Source organism: Paenibacillus sp. P36 (genome assembly GCF_045866505.1).
Lineage (GTDB): Bacteria > Bacillota > Bacilli > Paenibacillales > NBRC-103111 > Paenibacillus_E > Paenibacillus_E chondroitinus.
This window is the reverse complement of the sequence record NZ_AP038372.1, coordinates 2,517,118-2,535,952: the sequence shown is the minus strand read 5'-3', so window position 1 is coordinate 2,535,952 and position 18,835 is coordinate 2,517,118. Positions and strand designations below refer to the sequence as shown.

16 protein-coding genes are annotated in these 18,835 nt (G+C 44.7%); 7 read left to right on the top strand and 9 right to left on the bottom strand.

The annotated features are described in order from the left end of the window. Nucleotides 1–11: 11 nt before the first annotated feature. Together ACKTT9_RS11520 and ACKTT9_RS11515 are read right to left on the bottom strand one after the other, a co-directional pair. Entirely contained in the window at nt 12–1,649 is a 1,638-nt protein-coding gene (locus ACKTT9_RS11520; protein WP_407871658.1) for an AraC family transcriptional regulator, read from the bottom strand. Continuing rightward, the gene (locus ACKTT9_RS11515) at nt 1,621–3,408 is read right to left on the bottom strand and encodes a sensor histidine kinase (RefSeq protein WP_407871657.1); all 1,788 of its coding nucleotides are present in this window, start codon (nt 3,406–3,408) and stop codon (nt 1,621–1,623) included. Before ACKTT9_RS11515 ends, ACKTT9_RS11520 begins: the two co-directional genes overlap by 29 nt. A 205-nt stretch (nt 3,409–3,613) precedes the next feature. Between ACKTT9_RS11515 and ACKTT9_RS11510 the strand changes: the two genes are divergently transcribed. The 6 genes from ACKTT9_RS11510 (at nt 3,614) to ACKTT9_RS11485 (ending at nt 8,371) form a co-directional block, all read left to right on the top strand. Next, a complete protein-coding gene (locus tag ACKTT9_RS11510; RefSeq protein WP_407871656.1) occupies nt 3,614–5,041 on the top strand; it encodes an ABC transporter substrate-binding protein in 1,428 nt (475 codons plus the stop codon). 70 nt (nt 5,042–5,111) lie between these two features. Continuing rightward, nucleotides 5,112–6,053, top strand: a complete 942-nt coding sequence (locus ACKTT9_RS11505; protein ID WP_407871655.1) for a carbohydrate ABC transporter permease — start codon at nt 5,112–5,114, stop codon at nt 6,051–6,053. A gap of 14 nt (nt 6,054–6,067) precedes the next feature. After that, a complete protein-coding gene (locus ACKTT9_RS11500) occupies nt 6,068–6,910 on the top strand; it encodes a carbohydrate ABC transporter permease (RefSeq protein ID WP_157325106.1) in 843 nt (280 codons plus the stop codon). Nucleotides 6,911–6,936: 26 nt separating this feature from the next. Further along, a complete protein-coding gene (locus ACKTT9_RS11495; protein WP_407871654.1) occupies nt 6,937–7,866 on the top strand; it encodes a dihydrodipicolinate synthase family protein in 930 nt (309 codons plus the stop codon). 90 nt (nt 7,867–7,956) lie between these two features. After that, entirely contained in the window at nt 7,957–8,067 is a 111-nt protein-coding gene (locus ACKTT9_RS11490; RefSeq protein ID WP_079412559.1) for a YjcZ family sporulation protein, read from the top strand. Nucleotides 8,068–8,260: 193 nt separating this feature from the next. Then, nucleotides 8,261–8,371, top strand: a complete 111-nt coding sequence (locus ACKTT9_RS11485) for a YjcZ family sporulation protein (protein WP_079412559.1) — start codon at nt 8,261–8,263, stop codon at nt 8,369–8,371. 46 nt (nt 8,372–8,417) lie between these two features. Here the strand turns inward: ACKTT9_RS11485 and ACKTT9_RS11480 are convergent, their stop codons facing one another. Further along, a complete protein-coding gene (locus tag ACKTT9_RS11480) occupies nt 8,418–9,974 on the bottom strand; it encodes a bacteriocin maturation protein (protein WP_407871653.1) in 1,557 nt (518 codons plus the stop codon). 171 nt (nt 9,975–10,145) lie between these two features. Between ACKTT9_RS11480 and ACKTT9_RS11475 the strand changes: the two genes are divergently transcribed. Continuing rightward, complete coding sequence (locus ACKTT9_RS11475; RefSeq protein WP_407871652.1) at nt 10,146–12,044, top strand: TOMM precursor leader peptide-binding protein; 1,899 nt, start codon at nt 10,146–10,148, stop codon at nt 12,042–12,044. Between the two features lie 92 nt (nt 12,045–12,136). Here ACKTT9_RS11475 and ACKTT9_RS11470 read toward each other — a convergent pair whose 3' ends face one another. The 6 genes from ACKTT9_RS11470 to ACKTT9_RS11445 form a co-directional block, all read right to left on the bottom strand. Further along, nucleotides 12,137–12,379 (bottom strand): spore germination protein, encoded by a 243-nt coding sequence (locus ACKTT9_RS11470; RefSeq protein WP_407871651.1) that lies wholly within the window; start codon nt 12,377–12,379, stop codon nt 12,137–12,139. A 103-nt stretch (nt 12,380–12,482) separates the two neighbouring features. Next, nucleotides 12,483–13,748 carry a Gfo/Idh/MocA family protein gene (locus ACKTT9_RS11465; protein WP_407871650.1) on the bottom strand — a complete coding sequence of 422 codons (1,266 nt, stop codon included), beginning with the start codon at nt 13,746–13,748 and terminating at the stop codon, nt 12,483–12,485. A 31-nt stretch (nt 13,749–13,779) separates the two neighbouring features. Then, entirely contained in the window at nt 13,780–14,670 is an 891-nt protein-coding gene (locus ACKTT9_RS11460) for a carbohydrate ABC transporter permease (protein WP_127455805.1), read from the bottom strand. An 18-nt stretch (nt 14,671–14,688) separates the two neighbouring features. Then, nucleotides 14,689–15,579: a sugar ABC transporter permease gene (locus tag ACKTT9_RS11455; RefSeq protein ID WP_157325116.1), complete on the bottom strand. Its 891-nt coding sequence runs from the start codon at nt 15,577–15,579 to the stop codon at nt 14,689–14,691. Nucleotides 15,580–15,666: 87 nt separating this feature from the next. Further along, nucleotides 15,667–17,385: an extracellular solute-binding protein gene (locus ACKTT9_RS11450; protein ID WP_407871649.1), complete on the bottom strand. Its 1,719-nt coding sequence runs from the start codon at nt 17,383–17,385 to the stop codon at nt 15,667–15,669. A 138-nt stretch (nt 17,386–17,523) separates the two neighbouring features. Further along, nucleotides 17,524–18,834, bottom strand: coding sequence for a helix-turn-helix domain-containing protein (locus ACKTT9_RS11445; RefSeq protein ID WP_407871648.1), 1,311 nt, complete (start codon nt 18,832–18,834; stop codon nt 17,524–17,526). Nucleotide 18,835 lies beyond the last annotated feature (1 nt).

The following is an 18,835-nucleotide window of genomic DNA, read 5'->3' as shown; positions in this document are numbered from 1 at the left end:
TTTTGGGTAAATTATGCTTTCTGGGTAAACCTGTTTCTATACTGCTGAGGCGTTTCGCCTAAATACTTTTTGAAGGAATAGCTAAAATATTGCGAGTTTTCATATCCCAAATCTTCGGAAATATCCATAATCTTCATTTTGGTGCTAGCTAACATTTTTTTGGCGTCATTCATCTTCATTTCTATGATATATTCATTTATCGTTTGTCCCGTCTCTCGTTTGAACACCGCACAAATATAGGTAGGGGACATGAATACTTCGCTTGCAATCTCTGCCAGTGAGATGTTTTCTTTAAAGTTCCGGTTCACATAACGTTTGATGCGCTCAACTAAGTTGTTATGCTTTTTGTTGTATTTTGCGCTGTAGTAGTCGGCGATGCAGATCAGCATTTTGCTTGCATGCGGTTTGATTGCTGAAATCGACTCCCCCCTCATAATCGCTTGCAAAGAAATCATGTAGGTGGCGTTAACTTCCTCTACTTCATCTTCGGTTTCACAGATTTCCCGGTGAGCATCAATGACTAATTCCAGAAAGCGGCCCCGTATATATTCCTGGGAAAATTGATTTACTTTGGAGAGCAGCGCGTAGTATTCTTCAAATAATGCCATCGTTTTCATAGATTCGCCCAGTTTAATTTCTACAAGCAAAAACTTCTGCAGCTCATTTAATCGGGCATTATGATTCAAATCGCTCATTTTATCAATCGTGTTAGAGTCGATAATATCATTAATATGAATAATAGAATTATTGCCGGTATAAAACTTATAGCTTACAGCATTACAAGCACAACGATAAGATAGATTAGCCGTTTTGACGCTCACACAATTCCCTATGCCAATAGAAAGCGAAATGCCTTCAAAACCAATTAGCAGCTGTTCAATTCCTTCAAAAATTGGAGTCATTTTATCTTCATAGCCGTACTCCTCGCCAAAAATGATGACAAATTCATTATCTTTGGTTGAAAAGCAGATGCCTGCTTGAAAGTTATTTAAGGTTTGCTCAATGATGTTTTTAATCGAAAAGTTAAAAAACTGTACGCGCTCAACGCCTTCTTTTCGCACGCGTTGTTCGTATTCGTCCATTTTAGCTACCGCGACGGTAATATCTTCTGAGATTTGAAACGGTAAATCGAAATACACTAAACGTTCTTGCAGTTCGTCGTTGCTTTCCATTCCATCAAATATAAGATTGGTTAGAAACTTATCTCGCATCAAAGACATGTTTTCTGAAAGCTGCGACGTGAGGCGCTGAATGACCTGTTCGCGTTGGAACTCCATTTCAATGGTATCCCGCGCTTTTTTCAATACGGATGTTACTTCTTTAAGCTGAATAGGCTTCAGAATGTAACCAGTTGCTTTCACATTCAGCGCCAGCCTGGCATAGTTAAAATCTTGTACTCCGCTTATTAGAATGATCTTCGTTGGAATGTCATGCTCCATAAGCTCCATCGCCACTTCCAACCCGTTGCAAAAGGGCATCTGTATGTCCGTTACCAAAATATCAGGTCGAAGTTCCAGACATAAGTCCAGCGCCTTCCGGCCATGATCGGCAATGCCAACTACCTGGATCCCCAGATCATGCCATGGAATGGTATCGTTTAGAATTTCAGTGACCAAGCAATCATCGTCTGCTAGAACTACTGTTAACATCGTTGTCCTCCGAAGTGTAATTCTTGGGAATCAGAACTTCAACCGTGATTCCTTCGGTCTGATTTCGTATATATCTAATCCCATAGCATTCTCCGAACGTGCTTTGGAGCCGCCGATGGACATTGCGAATAGCAAATGAGTGTTCTTGGGGTTCTGTGGACTCCAGCAATTGATTAAGTTCTTCGACTTCGGCGCCGACGCCGTTATCCGTGATGGCAATGACAATTTTGTCACCAACATGCTTGGCGGATATCGTAATCTCCAATTCCCCCTTATCAGGATGAAAGCCGTGGATGATTGAATTTTCTACTAAAGGTTGAATGACTAATTTCACGATTCTGCTTCTCCGCAGCTCGCGTGGTATATCGATGCCATAACGCAGCTTCGAACCGAACGACATGGATTGGATCTCTAAATAACTATGCGTATGGTTGATTTCCTCTTCGAACGTGATCATTGAACGTCCTTTACTCAGCGAAAAGCGATAGAAATTAGCGAGTGATTGGATCATATTGCTAATGATCGGCGCATTATATTTGATGGCATACATATTAATCGAATCTAACGTGTTGTATAAAAAATGCGGATTGATTTGAGCTTGCAGAAATCGAAGCTGAGCATCCTTGGCAAGCAGCTCGGCGTTCTGCTTCTTCAAGTCGCTAATCGTTAATTTCTCGATTAAATCTTTGATCTGGCCAATCATTTGTTTATATTGCCGTATCAGATACCCGAACTCATCTTTTTTGTTATATTTAAGGTTGATATCAAAATTATTCCCCTTCACCGTGCGCATAGAGGCAACCAACTTTGTAATGGGGCTGGAGATATAACGGGATAGAATGAATGCGGCTAGAAGCGCTGTTGTCATGCAAATTACGAGGATAACGACAACAATTCGCGTCAGCCGAATCTGATCTGAATTAATTTCGCTTAAGTTCGTAACATTCACAATTCTCCAGTCGATATTATCCATCATTTTGGAGGTTACGAGCACTTTGCCCCCGTCCGAATCCATAATCTGTGAATGGCCCGCATTTACATTCAGTTTCTGAATAAAGCTTTTTTCGACCTCAGATAGCGAGTCGCTGCTCAAAATAATTTGATTGTTGGGGTCCAGAATACATATTTTACTTTCTGGAGAAGGCTTGTAGTTTGAAAGCACACTGTTGATTGATTTATTTTCCAGCTCAATTTTTACCAAGGCTGCATATTCATATTTATCCGCGTTCTTTAAACTGAATATTCGCCTTGCTACGATGATATGATCTTGATCAGGACGAGCTTCGATGACAAAATTTTTACTTTGGCTGCTCACATACCAAGGCTCATTTTCAATTTTCGTAATATCTTGAACCTTGGAAGAAATATCATACTTTTGATATTCCGGCCGGTTGACTAAGTAAATCGTAGGTACGATCGCTGAAATCGGGGAGGCATAATAGTTTGACAAATAGTAACTGTCCAATGCGCGATCCAGCTTAATAATCTGTTTCACATTGTCGGATAAATCCTGTGTCGGGCTCTCGCCTACCACCTCTTGAATCATCGGGTTTAGTGAAATTAAGGTGGTCATCTCATTGATAAATGCCAGTCTCTCTTGAACAATTAGTCGCGCTGAATCTAAGTTTTTCTCAATCAATTCACTCATCTTCTTATTAATAATGCCGGTTGAACCCAAGTACACAATGACCGTAATAATGACGGAAGGCACTAAGATAGATGCAAGGAAATACAACACCAAACGATTACGAATATTCATACGTATTTTCCACTCGTGCTGGCCCCTTTCCGAGTAATCGCCGTGCACTTTCAGTATACCAACAATACGAAAACAGCCACAAGAGAGCGCATACAACTGCATAACATTTTTAACTTTTTCCCTCAAGTTTTTATATTTTATTGCGTTTATAAACTTGCTAACATAAATACGAAAGCGCTTCACACAACTCAAAGGGGGCTACAATTTGAGAACAAACTTTTCCAAATCGCGATACCGGTTTAGTCTTGCATGCCTTTGCGCTACATTCGTTACCACTGTTTTAGTCGGCTGCAGCAGCAGTTCGCCTACTACGAGCAATTCACCAAACAGCAGCTCGGAAGCTGCATCCAGCACAAAAATGGAAACTGTAAGGGTATGGACGAATGATGCTTCTTACAAACCTATTATGGATCCTATTGTTGATAGCTACAACAAAGGCCAAGGCTTAAAAGACGGGATCAATATCGAGTACAAAGTATACGGAAGCAATTACGACGACGTGTTAAAGGTTGCCCTGGCAGCCGACCAAGCTCCGGAGCTGTATAAATTTGTCGGTACGGTCAAAGAGCCTTTCATTAAATCAGGCTGGATGCTCCCGATTGACGATCTGCCCGGAGGCAAAGAATTCCTGAGTACTTATAAAGATATTTTGATTAAAGGCTACACAACGTTTAACGATAAATCCTACAGCGTTCCTTATAAAGTGTTGACTACGAAGTTCATGTACAACAAAGACTTGCTGAAAAAATCAGGATTTACAGAGCCTCCTGCGACTTGGGATGATGTTGTTGCCTATGCAAAAAAAATTACGCAAGACAATAAAGGCAGCGCTTACGGATACGGCGTGCACTTGAAAGATTCCGCTTCCTCCGGAAAATGGTACTTCGCTACCCAATTTGCAAGCTCGGTAGGCAATATGGGATTTGACTTTGCTTCCGGCAAATTCATTTTCACGGATTTTAAAGATAATATCCAAAAAATACTGCAAATGAAAGCCGACGGAAGCATCTTCCCTGGCGGGGAAGGTATGGACAACGATTCGTTAATGGCTCAATTCGCTGCCGGAAGAATCGGGATGCTGCCAGGCGTCAACTGGGATGTCTCCTCTCTCGATAAGTTTTGGAAAGAAACCGGAACCAAATTTGAGCTTGGCGTCGTCGATACACCTGTTCTGAATCCAGCAGATAAACATAAAAACTACGCTCAAATCGCAGATGTGCTCTGTATTGGACCTAGCGCGAAAAAAATGCCTGAAAAAGCGATGAAGGTCTACGCCTTATTCCATAGCGATGAAGTGCTAAAAGCGATTCAGAATAACGAAATCGACTTTGTTGCCAGACAAGATATTCAAGCTCAAGCCCCTTCAAGCTTTAAAAAGGCGGGGACAGCCGAATTCGGGAATACTTCCAATTCTTATTTTGCGCCCACTCCACCTGATGGCGTCATTACCATTGAAGGCCAGCCGTACCAAAATACGATTATCAATCTGATCGCTGGACCGGCAAATGCAGACGTCGCAAAAGTGCTTACCGATTTAACCAATCGTTATAACACAGCTCTTGATAAGGCGGTTGCAGGTGGATTGGATCTTAGCTTATATGTGAACAAAGACTGGAACACCAAGTCTAAATGACACATGACTAAAAAATTGAGAGTATGGCCCTGCCATGCTTTCAATTTCCAAGAAAGAAGGCATCGCACGCATGAACAGTATGCAACGCAGGAATACGACCAGAAAGGTTTTCACCCCTCATCAAAGAGATAACATGCAAGCTTACTTGATGTTGGCTCCGATGCTCATTGGATTTGCCTTGTTTACCATTTACCCCATGTTATGGCTAATTCAATGGTCATGGTTCGACTACAACGGAATTTCAACAGCCAAGTTCATCGGGTTTGACAACTACATTCGGGCGTTTATGCGGGATAGTAACTATTGGCATTCCCTGTTAAATACATCGTTTATCGTTGTTATCAAGTTCATACTTGAAATTCCTCTTGCCTTATTTCTTGCCGTTGTGTTGAACAGTAATAAAAAAATCAATTCGTTGTTTCGTACCATCTTTTTCTCTCCGACCATCGTCAGTACAGCCATTGTCGGTATCGTTTTCTTCTTAATGTTCGAGCCATTTCAAGGCGCAGTGAATCAACTGCTGAGATCCTTTAACCTCATCGATTCCCCTATCAATTGGTTTGGGGACAAATGGCTCGCTGATATTGTCATTATTATCGCTAGCGTCTGGAAAGGGTTTGGGGTTAACATGATCTTCTTTATCATGGGTCTTCAGAACATTCCACAAGATATTTACGAATGTGCGGACATCGACGGCGTAACCAAATGGAAAAAGTTTAGCCGCATTACCCTGCCTATGCTTGCTTCTACTGGAAAAGTCGTAATGATGCTCTTCATCGTAAACAGTATCAAAATGTCCGATCTGGTCTTGGTTCTAACCAATGGACAGCCCGGCGGTTCAACGGAGGTCGTGATGTCCTACACCTTTAAGTTTTTCTTCTCCTATGGTGCAGCGGACATGGTTAGCCAATATGGTTATTCTTCAGCGCTCGCCGTTATTACAGCCGTCATTCTGTCAATCGTCGTTGGTCTCTATATGACCCTCACCAAAAATGTCGGAGATCATTATTAAGGAGAATGGAAAGAATGAAAACGAAAAGAGCAATAGAAGCCATTCCACTCTATTTCTTTCTGGCGCTGCTCGCCATAATAGTGATTTTTCCAATCTTTTACGTTGTCATTAGTTCGTTGAAAAACACGGCAAGCATATTAACGTCGACCTCCTTTTTCCCTGAAACGATTACTCTTAAAAACTATGTGAAAGCTTGGAATTTATCCAATTTCAAAGTTTACGTATGGAACAGCATCTATATGTGTACGTTCATCGTCATCGGGACCATCTTTACTTCCATCTCTGCGGGCTATGTGTTCTCGCGTGGTCATTTTCTAGGAAAACGCTTATTGCTTGCCCTGATCACCTTCTCTATGTTCATCTCTGCAGGCAGCTTATACCTCTATCCGCAACTGAATATTGCAAAAATGCTGCATTTGAACAATTCGCTTTGGGGTGTCATCATTATCTACATTTTCGGGATCAATGTTACGAATCTCTATCTAGCCAAAGGATTTATCGACGGAATTCCGAAAGAGATTGACGAAGCAGCCAAAGTAGATGGTTGCAGCTTTTTCAGAATTTTCTACAACATCATTTTTCCGCTGACCAAACCACTTATTGCAACCGTCGGCTTGTTGGCTTTCATGAATTCGTGGAACGATTACCTGCTGCCTATGGTGTTTACCTTAGGAAATCCAGACAAGCAACCGCTCGTCGTTGGAATTGTGTCTATGAAAACCTCCGGAGAATCTGTAACCTCCTGGGATCTGATGATGGCAGGCACCGTCATGTCGGTTTTGCCCATGTTAGTGGTCTTTATTGCTTTAAATAAATATTTTGTCGCTGGACTGACCAGCGGAGCTATCAAAGGCTAAATTCTATTAGAATGGAGAGATTACAAATGCAAAACAAATTAATGACAGGGGTTCTCCCTGCACTGGTCACACCTTTGGATCAAGAAGGGAATGTCAAGACGGAGCTGGCTCCGGCTTTAATCGACATGTACGTCAAGCAGCAGGCAGATGGCTTATACATGCTGGGTTGGACAGGCGAGGGCCAATATTTAAGTGTGGAAAAAAGAAAACAATGGGCCGAAGCGGTATTACAAGCTGCCGAGCATAAATTGCCTATTTTCGTTCATGTCGGGTACAACGAGAATTTAGAAGATTCGATTGAACTCGCTGCGCATGCCGAAGAGCATGGCGCGTATGCCGTCGCATCGGTTGGTATTTCTGAACAAGCCACATTGCAAGATAACGTCGATTACTTCAAACGTATTTCTGCGGCCGCTCCAAACACACCGTTTTATATTTACTGGGTCGCTATGGGGAAAACGCTGACAGGAGGGCAAAGCATCGAGCCTTCCCTGCTCCTCGAGGCTATGAAAGAGGTTCCTACTTTCCGTGGTATTAAATTTACTGACAACAACTTTTATTTCTTAGAAAGATTTAAGAAGCATCAACCCGATCTTAACATTTTAACGGGTGCTGACGAACTGGCTATTTGCTCACAGCTGATGGGAGCCGATGGTAATATTGGAGCTCTACAAGCCGTTACTTGTTATCACCATAAGGTGATGATGGAAAAAATGAGCGCAGGCTTGTACGAGGAAGCCCGTGACCTTCAATATCGCGCGAATGAAGTTACTGAGGCGTATTCGAAGGCTGCAATCGGAAATTTACCCGGAATCAAATTGTTAATCGAAGAAATTTTCCAGATTCCTGTTGGTTACTGCTCACCGACCGGTCCCTTTCACGGGGTCTATCATACAAAAGATACAGCGACTGAACTTATCGAAACTTACAGGAAAAATATCTTGGTTAACGGATAACTGCAACTAGGTACATACGTCCAATCAATTGCTGCTCAGCAGACATAATGTATACCGTAGTTACTAATCACCAGGAAGGAATGAGTCAACATGGGTGCAGTCGGTTATGGTGGTAGTTGTGCAGGTTACGGTTCAAGCGCAGCAGCAATTTTGGTTCTCTTTATTCTTTTGGTAATCATCACATCCGCTTTTGTATGGTAATTTCTTAACCAAAACAAAAGAAAAAACGGCCGCTTATAAAATGCGAGCCGTTTTTTTTCTGTGTAGGTACCTAATGCAAGCTCTCGAGTATTTTTTCCATGTCATGCAAATAGGTACATACGTCCAATCACACGGCACTTATCTAACATATCTTATACGGTAGTGATAAATCACCAGAAGGGAATGAGTAAACATGGGTGCAGTCGGTTATGGTGGTAGTTGTGCAGGTTACGGTTCCAGCGCAGCAGCAATTTTGGTTCTCTTTATTCTTTTGGTAATCATCACATCCGCTTTCGTATGGTAATTTCTTAGTCCAACACAATAAACAACGAGAAAAAACGGCCGCGAATTCAAATTCGGGGCCGTTTTTTCCCGTTGCTCCTAAGCAACACACCGAACACACCGGCTAACCCTTCTTTCAAAAACGGTTTTACGGCCAGATCCAAAACCAAGAGTTGTTTATGGTTCCGTTCCAAAACCTGTACAGCGGACTGAAGAACATCCGTGTTTAACGTCACGTCACAGGCAGGGATTTCAACAATGAGAGGCAACTGTTCGGCTAGCTGTACAGCCGGTACCACCACTACGTTTGATGTGGGGCAAGCAAGTTTATTTTGAACCTCCATCAAAGCCTGTTGTAATGCCCCCCGCAATGCCAGGGTTACATTCAAGCCTGCACAGCCATACCAACGATCACTGGTGCCGACCCACATCACAGGGAATCCACATACTTCCTCTCCCAAACCAATCATTGGCACTCCCGTCATCGTTGTCAAAGCCTGCAAATAAAATCGGCAGTGTTTATCTTCGATTGTTGACATCTGTACCCGGAAGACAGATGGCAATTGATGGGCCTGTCGCTTGTCCAGTAGCTCGGCCAAGCTCTTTTGCAGCCCACGGCCAATTCCTTCTGCAAATGTTTCCCCCGCTCCAACACCAATACATTCTTCCTCAACGAGCAGACCGGCCATGCGAGACACATACGCTTCAATCCCGGTCAATCCTGCTTCCCGCCTGGCTCCCTCATGCGTCATATCTGCACAAATGATGTCTGTCAGAAGCCTGGCCGGTCCTTCCGATAGCGGATCGACGGCCTGAACATGACACTGAGCAAGCGGCAGCTGCTTCAAGTCTCCCTCCTCCCAAAGATGGAAAATCCCTGATTCCGCCGATGTCAGCCGGCCAAAATAAGGAAGCAATCCGCTCTCACTTTGGCTTGATCTCCGTTCAAGCTGCAGCTCGAAATCGTGAATCCACTGGGCTGCAGCACGTCCCCTGACAAGTGGATGAGGCATGAACGAATGCCATTTTCCTTCCAATGTCTCCAGATTAAGCAGGAAGAATTGATTGCTTTGTTCCGCATCGATCGCTCCCGTCATCTTTTGTAATAAGTGAAACACGATCACATTCGCTATCATCGCTCCTGCAGTAGAAGAAAAGATGTGCCGCTCAGGGTCTTTATAAATCGCTGACTCGTGAATACTGCGAAACGCTGACTCCCAGCCTCCCTCATCGTCGGGATGCACAAGCGGACCCGCAAGTCCCACCTGCTGCAGACCTACTCCGGGAAGAAACAGCTTCCTCTCCTCCCTGCAAATAGACTGAAGAAATCGCAGTTCCTCGATATTCCCCTCCTGTGATACATACAAAATGGCATCAAATGGCCTCAGTGCCTCTCGCCAACCATGATCTCCTTCCTTCTCAAGGGCAACTTCTTCTATGGTTACCTCGGGGTCTATTTTACGCGTATGAGCAGCCAGATTTAACATCCGTTGCCGATCCGTCGGCACTGAGCCAGAGACTAACACATGAATCTTGGGCATTCCGGATGCAAGCAGCTCAGAAATGAGCGAAATTAAAAAGGAACCAGAGCCAATCGCCAAAACCTTGGGCCTGAAATTTGTCATTTCATTCCTCCTTTCTATCTCCCGATCTGTTCCAACCCTTCACAAGTAATTTTATGTATAGCTACTTGTCCCTCATGATCCAAATCGCACATATATTCATCTTCACACAGATATACTGAAATCATCTTAAAGAAAGCGGTAAGCAACTCAACTTGAGAGGAGGTGAACGGCATGCATGCTATCCTATCCGTTGTCGGGGAAGGTTTATTGGCCGACTGCGTATACGGAGAACTATTGGACCGTTATGAGGTCGTTCGGCAGCCAGATTTCACTTCCGACATACCGAATGCGGCGAAATTAGTGGTCGTACTGCACGATGACTGGCCTTCCTCCGGATACTTCGTGGCTGAAGAAGTTCTGCAGCAGGCCGGCATCCCGTGGTTGCGAGGCTTTCTTTCAAGGGATGAGGGCATCGTCGGTCCGCTCGTTCGTCCGAGCATGCCAGGATGCTCCCAGTGTGCGGATAACCGACGTTTCACGGCGTCGCCTGGAGATATGCAGCACGTCAGCTCTTCGCCTTCTGGAATCTGGCAGACAGCTCACTTGCTGATTGCAGAGATTGAGCGAGTACTGGCGGGCAATCGAGCCCACACGGAACAGCATATGTATATCGTTAACCTGTTAACTCTGAATAGCTCGCTTCATTTCATTCTGCCTGACCCGCTCTGTGAGGTGTGCGGCAGCTTGCCCGACGATTCATCGGCGGCGTCCAACATTTCGCTCAAGCCAAGACCTAAGACAAGCACCGACAGTTACCGCAGCCGTCCAATTGATGACCTGAAGCTACATTTGGCTAAGGATTATCTAGACTCACGGACCGGCGTTTTTAATGCCAAGATGCTTGACCTTGCGTCACCGTTTGCTGGGGTGGGGGTTAATCTGCCATCATTTCTAATGGGAGATGAAATAACGGGAGGGCGCAGCTTTTCTTATGCAGAAAGCGAATTGACCGCGATCTTGGAAGGTTTGGAACGACTCTGCGGGATAACCCCCCGCGGTAAACGTACCGTAATCTACGAATGCTTCAACCGTATTGCGGATCAAGCGCTTGATCCATCCACGGTTGGGTTGTATTCGAAGAAACAGTACGCGCTGCCTGATTTCACATTCGAACCGTTTGATCCCGACCTCCCGATCGATTGGGTCTGGGGCTATTCGCTTGTGCGAGACTGCCCGATCCTTGTTCCGGAAAGTCTCGCTTATTACAGCTCGGGATTCGGCGGCGGATTTGTCCAGGAAGGCTCCAACGGGTGTGCGTTAGGCGGAAGCTTGGAGGAAGCGATCTTACATGGGATTTTGGAAGTGACGGAGCGCGACTCGTTCCTCATGACCTGGTACGCACAGTTGCCAATCCCTCGCCTGGACCCCTATTCCGCTCACGATCAGGAACTGCTGCTCATGCTCGAAAGGCTGCGCGCAGTCGCTGGATACGATGTACATTTGTTTAACATGACGATGGAGAACGGGATTCCGAGCATTTGGGCACTCGCGAAAAGCATCAACCCCGGGAAGATGAATCTTATCTGTGCAGCAGGAGCCCATTTGGATCCCGTACGGGCTGCGAAAAGCGCCATTCACGAATTGGCCGGCAGATTGCTCTTCCTGCAAGAGAAATTCGAGGCCAACCTAGAACATGTCAAGCAAATGCTGGACGATCCTTATCTCGTTTTGCAAATGGAGGATCATGCCCTGCTGTACGGTTTGCCGCAAGCCGAGGATCGGCTGCGATTTTTGCTGGACGGACAGCATCCGCTCAGAACGTTTGGCGAGGCGTTCAAGCGTAAGGTTAGCCATGCGGATCTGACCGATGATTTGAAGGACATGATCGAGGTGTTTCGCCGCTTGAACCTCGATGTGATCGTAGTGGATCAGTCGTCGCCCGAAACACTGCGGAACGGTTTGCATTGCGTTAAAGTCCTGATTCCAGGAATGCTGCCAATGACATTCGGACATCATTTGCAACGCTTGACGGGGCTGAAGAGAGTCCTTCAAGTGCCTGTTGAGCTTGGATATGCGAAAAAGCCATTGAAGATTGGGCAGCTCAATCCGCATCCGCATCCATTTCTATAGGACGTTAGGACGGAAAGTTTCCCCGTCCCGACAGCCGAACGAAATCAAACAAACAAAGGACTGCCACAAGGCAGCCCTTCTTAAGGTTTTTCTCACTTTAATTTTGATACTTTTCTTTTGAGCTTGGTTGAATTATTGTCAATTGGAGTTGAACCAAAAATCAAGGTTATGTTAATAAATGAAACCGTCGTGGCATTGTCACCAGTAACGTCAATGCCTGAACCTCTGAAACTTCTAGATATTTCAGTCGGCGAAATGTTAATCATATCGCCGTTGATAATGGTTCCTGAATTCGTGTCGATATTTAAGGCACCGATTATAGATTGTTTCCGCATCAACATCTCAGCCCCTTAATCTTCCTCTTGTCCTTATTATATGTAAACTTGACCATTTTGCTTGGTTGTGTGAACCTATTCAATACCTATTTTGCTTAATCAGTCATTGAGCCTTTATTGACTCGACAAAAGTTTTCAAATCAATAACACTGTGTTCCACTCGAGCCTGCTCAGCGGCAAATGCCATCATATGGCTTTGTACGGAATGATAGGCTGACGTAAGTCCTTGGCTGTTGCCGTCCTCTCGAACCAGCTTGAGGAAATCTTTGATTAGACCCGTGTCACCGCCGCCGTGTCCAACATGGCCTCCGGCATCCTCGAAGGTAATTCGCTCCACTTTCCCGCTGCCGAAATGAATGATTTCGATTTCTTGCTTCTCCAGCGAACCGCGAATTTCGCCCTTTGTGCCCATAAGCTTGATGGTTCGGCTAACATCCCTGGTGAACGCACTCATCGTGAATGCCGCTGTGGCGCCGTTTGCGAATTCTAAATTCACCACCTGATGGTCAACGACATCATTATCGCAGTGATACACGCAGCGGCCATAAGGCCCTTCCTGCAGCGCTTTCAAGCGAGCCTCATAGCTGAGATCATCGCTAATCGCAGAAGTAGGCCAATGCGTATTATCCGTCAAATACTGTTTAGGCGCATAGTAGAGACAGTCGTCCGCAACCGGGCAGCCATCCAGACAGCGAAGCGGTGCACCCTTCGGCGCTTGATCGGAAGTAAAATGGGATAGAGAACCGAAGGAAGATACACGTACGCAATCCGAGCCTGCTAACCATAACAGGATGTCCAAGTCATGGCACGATTTTGCGAGAATCATCGGGCTGGAGTCCTCTTTTCTGCGCCAATTGCCTCTTACGAAGCTATGTGCCTGATGCCAGTAGCCCACATTTTCATTATGGGCAATCGACATAAGCTCCCCGATGGAACCGCTTTCTAACAACCCTTTGATAGTCGCAAAGAAATTCGTATACCTTAGAACATGACATATGGAAAAAACGCGATTTGATTGAGCGGCGATCTCTCCCATCAACACGCATTCCTGCGCATCGGGTGACATCGGCTTTTCCAAAAGAACATGATAACCTGCCCTCAGAGCTTTAATCGTTGGTTCATAGTGCTGTTTATCCTGCGTACAGATCAATACAGCATCCGCAAGCTTTGGCGCAGCAAATAGATCATCCCAGCTCGCAAAACACAGGTCTTCCTGTAAACCATGCCTTGTTTTAAAATTCTCTCTGCGCTCCTGATTAGGTTCAGCTACAGCGGTAACCTCAAGCTCATGAGGATGCTGCAAGGCGTATTCCAGATAATTAACTCCTCTTAAACCTGCTCCAATTAGCGCAACTTTCACTTTTTTCATCTGCTACTGTCTCCCTTGAACGATTATTCGTTTACTCTTTAACGCTGCCGACCGTCATGCCTTTAACGAAATATTTTTGGGCAAAAGGATAAACAACCATAATCGGCAAAGCTCCCATAAAAATTTGTGCTGTCCGAAGCGTCTTCTCGCTGAGATTTTCCATGGCTTTCAATTGCTCGGCAGAAACGGCTGTCATCTGCGAACTCATCGCTGTAATCAAGGTAGAAAGATACGTTTGCAGCGGGTAATTTTCAGGCGAATTCATATATAGGATGCCGTCGAACCAAGCATTCCAATGTCCAACAATGGTAAACAACCCGATCGTAGCGATGGAAGGGAGCGAAACGGGCAAGTAAATCTGCCACAGCATCTTCCAATGGCCGGCTCCGTCAATCGTTGCCGCTTCTTCCATTTCTTTGGGAATCGTTCTGAAAAAGTTCAGCATGAGAATCATATTCCATACATTTAATGCGCCTGGTAAAATAAGCGCCCAGATCGAATCCATAATCCCTGTATTTTTCACAATGATATACGTCGGGATAAGTCCTCCGCCAAAAAACATGGTCACTGCGAAAAACCAAACATAAGGCGTTCGCCATGCAAACTGATCTTGCGATTTGGAAAGTGGATACGCCGTGATGAACACAAGCAGCATATTCACTACGCTGCCGAGCGCAACCCGCTTTACGGATACCCACAGAGACCGGAAAAATTCCACCTTTTCACCCAAATAGACATACGCATCCCAAGAAAAGCCGACAGGCCAAAGCTTCACTTCCCCGGCCATTGCTGCGGTATTCGAACTAAGCGAAACAGAAAGCAAATGTATAAAAGGTATAATACCTAATACGGTGATGAGAGTTAGCAACAGCACATTGAACACGACAAAAAGCTTCCTGCTTAACGATTGCTTATAGACCACAATACTTCCTCCAACCGTCTAAAATATTCTGTAATTGTTGTATTTGTAGGCAGCATAGTAGGAAATAGAAACCAATCCTAAAGAAATGATAGATTTAAATAATCCGACTGCTGCTGCAGGCCCAAATTGCTGACTGAACATCCCAAGCCGATAGACAAACGTATCGATAATATCCGATCCCTGGTACACAGTCGGGTTATACATGAGTAAAATTTGCTCGAAACCAGCATTTAAAATATTTCCTAAACTCAATACACCGAGTAAAATGAGCATCGGCGCTAAACCCGGCAGCGTAATGTGAAGCATTTGCTTCCATTTTCCTCCCCCGTCCACTTCAGCTGCTTCGTATAGACTCATGTTAATACCCGTGATAGCGGCCAACATGATGATCATGTTGTAGCCCATCCCTTTCCAGACATCTGAGCCTATGATGATCCCTCTGAACCAATCGTTGTTGAGCATAAACAAGATTGGCTTTAAGCCTAACAGCGATATCAAACCGTTAACGGGTCCATTTAAGGAGAACAGTTCAATAATAACGCCCCCCAGTACTGTCCATGAAAGAAAGAAGGGCAAAAATATGCTCGATTGAATCAAGCCCGAAAACCACTTCTTCGTAATCTCATTCAACAGCAGCGCAAGGATAAGAGGCACAAGCAGAAATAAAATCATTTTGAATATAGAGATCAGAAGGGTGTTCCATAGAACTTGATTGAAATCCGGTAAATGAAACACATAGGTAAAGTTGTCAAATCCGACCCATTTCGATTTAAAAAATCCAGATAACGGTTCAAAATTTTGAAAAGCCATGATGATGCCCGCCATTGGACCATAAGCATATATAAGCGTCAAGATAACTCCCGGCACTAGCATGAGATGCAGCGGGAAATCTCTGCGTAATGTTCGCATCGTAGAATGCTCCTCCCTTTCCTAAGTGTGTAGAAATAGAGCGGGAGAAGTTATTAACCCGTAACTTCCCCCGCAAGATCAACTTGTTTATTTTTTAACAGTGCTATACCACTCATTGACTTCTTTCGTAATTTGGTCTCCGCCCAGCGTCTTCCAACTGGCTACAAACTTATCGAACTCGTCCAGCGAACCGCCTAACACAATCTTCGTAAATGATTCCGACATTAACTTATCCAACTGGCCGCCCTTTTCGACTTGTGTCGGGGTAGGAACACTGTAAAACTCGTTGTTAACGAACGCTTTATTTTCGCGAATCTGACGCGTCAGCCCCCAGCCGCCTTCTTTGGCTGCACGACTGTAGTACTGCCCCCAATTTACGCCTTTGCTTGCATTCGTCGTATTGTTAGCGAGGAAGTCCTGCGTTGCTTTGAAGACGTCGGCTACGTTTTTGTAATTTTCGTCATCGAGCGTAATCTCATTTTGTTTGGCATCGAGCGCCTTATTGACTTCCGTGTAGATCGTATCAATCTGAGCCGGATTGTAGATTCGCGGATTAAACCAGTTATAAACATAACCATTCTCCGCTTTATTCTTCTCGATGTATTTCTTTTTGCCCATTTCAATGTAGAAATTGATCATTTTAATAGCAGCTTCCGGATTTTTCGCATTCTTATTGACAGCAAATACTTTATTGCTGCGCAGTGTCGGAACAAGTGACTTCCCAGGTTTTCCATCCAGTGAAGGGATTTGAAGCGCGATCCAGTTTGCATTTGGATCCTTATCCACGTTCAAGTTAAGCGGCCAGTTCGGGTACCACCATTCGCCGTAGGATATCCCTACTTTGCCAGCCGTGATATCTTCAACCGCTTTATTTTCGTCCTTCAGCGCAAACTCTTTATCGAAGATGCCCTTTTGATACCATGACTGCATTCTAGCCAGTGCATTCTTTACTTCAGGTTGAATAAGTCCTGGAACTAACTTGCCATCTGCGCCTTTGATCCAAGCAGACTGATTATCGCCGACAGAAGGGTAAGCACCGAAGCCATTAAATAAGCCTCTAACATCAAATCCCCAGAAGAAAAAGTTCTTTTGCATCGCGATGCCATAGGTATCGTTTTTCCCATTCTTGTCCGGGTCGCCTTTTACAAAAGCTTCAGCGACTTTCTCAAGTTCATCAATCGATTTGGGTGGCTGAAGCTTCAAATTGTCCAACCAGTCCTTCCGAATCCAAAGCAGCTGCGTTGACAGGAAGGGATCTTCGAAAGCAGGAATACCCAGCTGCTTGCCTTCTGAGCTGAACGTTTTCATGGCGAATCCGCCGTCGGACTCCATATACTTTTTGAGCGCAGGGGATGCATACTGTTTATAAGCTTCCGTCAAATCAGCAAGCATGCCCTGCTTCTTTAACTTCTCATAATTTTTCTGATCGAGTTCCAAAATGTCGGGCAGGTCTCCTGAAGCCATGGATAGAGCAAACTTTTGCTCAAATTGACTAGAAGGTACCGTCCATTTATATTTAACCTCGATATTCGTCATCTCTTTCAAATCTTTAAAATAAGCGTTCTTATCCGGTGTAATCCCCTGTTGTGTTCTCGGATCTTCCGGCGGGTTGAATCCGAGTACTTGTGTAACCGTTACGGGTTCAGCGTACTTGCCTAATGGATCTTGCGCAGTACTAGTACTTGTGCCATCTGCCGATGGAGCAGGAGAGCTCGGTTTGTCGCCAACTTGATTGCTGCAAGCGGTCAACAGCGAGAGGGCCATCCCTCCTGTCAGAAGCAGCTTCACTTTTGGATTACTTTTCATAGTAAACGCTTTCCCCCTTTATGATTCGCAATAGGTTTTTCATTTGTTTCCCTACGTTTTTATTGTAAAGGTAAACGGAGAAAGCAAACAATTTCAATTCTTTTACATTGCTTTAACTTTATTTACTTCTTGTTTTACTTATTGTAAATTGCGAAATTCTTGAGGTGAAGTTCCCGTCATTTTCTTGAAAAACGTCGTGAAATAAGAGGGCGAATCGAAACCTAACTTGGATGCGATCTCGTTCAATTTCATCTGCGGATTGGCCATCATGGCAATCGCTGATTCCAGCTTGGTCGATTGAATATACTCCATCAGATTGCGGCCTGTAAGTTGTTTATAATAGCGGGATAAATAGGAGGGATTAAAGTGCACCTCTGCGGCAATGGCCGTAAGCGACAAATCTCCCGAAAGCTGATTCTGGATATAGTGATGAATTTGTTCAATCAACAGCATTTGAGATGACATCATCTCCGCCTTCATGCCCAGGTCAAGAACGACCATCTCTTGTCCCAACTGAAATCTCTTGAGGATATTCGTACGGGCAGCCTCTACTTGCTCATGAAGATCATCCCACTCATCTACTAAATTGCCTGATACCGCAAACGAGACGGAAACATCCAAATTCTCTTCACACTCATTCTGCACCGCTTCCAGGATACTTTTCATATATCCAACAATGCCCTGCCAGTCCACTTCATGATCCTCTACCGTGAACCGGGCTATTAATTCATCATCCGGTTGAAGAAGCCAAACCAGCGTGTTCGCATCATAAATCGCTTGTTCTCCATGAATCGAAACCGGAAGATGCGTGTCGAAAGTCTGTTGCACCGCTTGCAGCAGCTTCGATTTATGTGCGGGAGATTGCTCCTCCAGACGGTTAATTTGTCCTGCTATAAAAAAGGCTGGCTGCTCTATTTGTATACGAAATTCCACCTCTGCGTATCGAGCATTCGCAAGAAGCGAAGTCACCGGCTCACCTAGCAACAAAATTTCCAGCATTTCTTTTTTGAGCAGTGGCTCAGCGAATTGAGCGTGCATCAGCGCTTTTTCCTCCAGCATATGATGGCGATTCTCCTGCTCTAATTTATCGATTGCCCTCTTAACAGCCTCAAAGATAGGGTCGATCCCTTCTGTCTTCAGAATATAATTCTCCACATTCTTACGTATGGCTTCGTAGACATAGTCAAATTCACTGTAACCAGTCAGCAAAATAATCCGGCAAGAAGGCCAATAATACACAATATCGTCCATTAGCTGCAATCCGCTCTTTTGGGGCATTCGAATATCACTAACCACGACATCTAGCTTCGTTTTTTTAGCGATTTCAAGTGCTTCTCTCGCTGAGTACGCTTTGCAAACCTCAAGTTCGAAATCCGCTTTTTCCTGAAAAAGCAGTGCCAGACCATTCACAATAGCCGGCTCGTCATCCACAATAAGCAGTCGGTACATG

Bases quoted from the DNA above. Each gene is read 5' to 3' on its own strand.
- ACKTT9_RS11520 (WP_407871658.1), bottom strand. From the start codon at position 1,649: ATGTTAACAGTAGTTCTAGCAGACGATGATTGCTTGGTCACTGAAATT.
- ACKTT9_RS11515 (WP_407871657.1), bottom strand. From the start codon at position 3,408: ATGAATATTCGTAATCGTTTGGTGTTGTATTTCCTTGCATCTATCTTA.
- ACKTT9_RS11505 (WP_407871655.1), top strand. From the start codon at position 5,112: ATGAACAGTATGCAACGCAGGAATACGACCAGAAAGGTTTTCACCCCT.
- ACKTT9_RS11500 (WP_157325106.1), top strand. From the start codon at position 6,068: ATGAAAACGAAAAGAGCAATAGAAGCCATTCCACTCTATTTCTTTCTG.
- ACKTT9_RS11495 (WP_407871654.1), top strand. From the start codon at position 6,937: ATGCAAAACAAATTAATGACAGGGGTTCTCCCTGCACTGGTCACACCT.
- ACKTT9_RS11490 (WP_079412559.1), top strand. From the start codon at position 7,957: ATGGGTGCAGTCGGTTATGGTGGTAGTTGTGCAGGTTACGGTTCAAGC.
- ACKTT9_RS11485 (WP_079412559.1), top strand. From the start codon at position 8,261: ATGGGTGCAGTCGGTTATGGTGGTAGTTGTGCAGGTTACGGTTCCAGC.
- ACKTT9_RS11480 (WP_407871653.1), bottom strand. From the start codon at position 9,974: ATGACAAATTTCAGGCCCAAGGTTTTGGCGATTGGCTCTGGTTCCTTT.
- ACKTT9_RS11475 (WP_407871652.1), top strand. From the start codon at position 10,146: ATGCATGCTATCCTATCCGTTGTCGGGGAAGGTTTATTGGCCGACTGC.
- ACKTT9_RS11470 (WP_407871651.1), bottom strand. From the start codon at position 12,379: ATGCGGAAACAATCTATAATCGGTGCCTTAAATATCGACACGAATTCA.
- ACKTT9_RS11465 (WP_407871650.1), bottom strand. From the start codon at position 13,748: ATGAAAAAAGTGAAAGTTGCGCTAATTGGAGCAGGTTTAAGAGGAGTT.
- ACKTT9_RS11455 (WP_157325116.1), bottom strand. From the start codon at position 15,579: ATGCGAACATTACGCAGAGATTTCCCGCTGCATCTCATGCTAGTGCCG.
- ACKTT9_RS11450 (WP_407871649.1), bottom strand. From the start codon at position 17,385: ATGAAAAGTAATCCAAAAGTGAAGCTGCTTCTGACAGGAGGGATGGCC.
- ACKTT9_RS11445 (WP_407871648.1), bottom strand. From the start codon at position 18,834: ATGTACCGACTGCTTATTGTGGATGACGAGCCGGCTATTGTGAATGGT.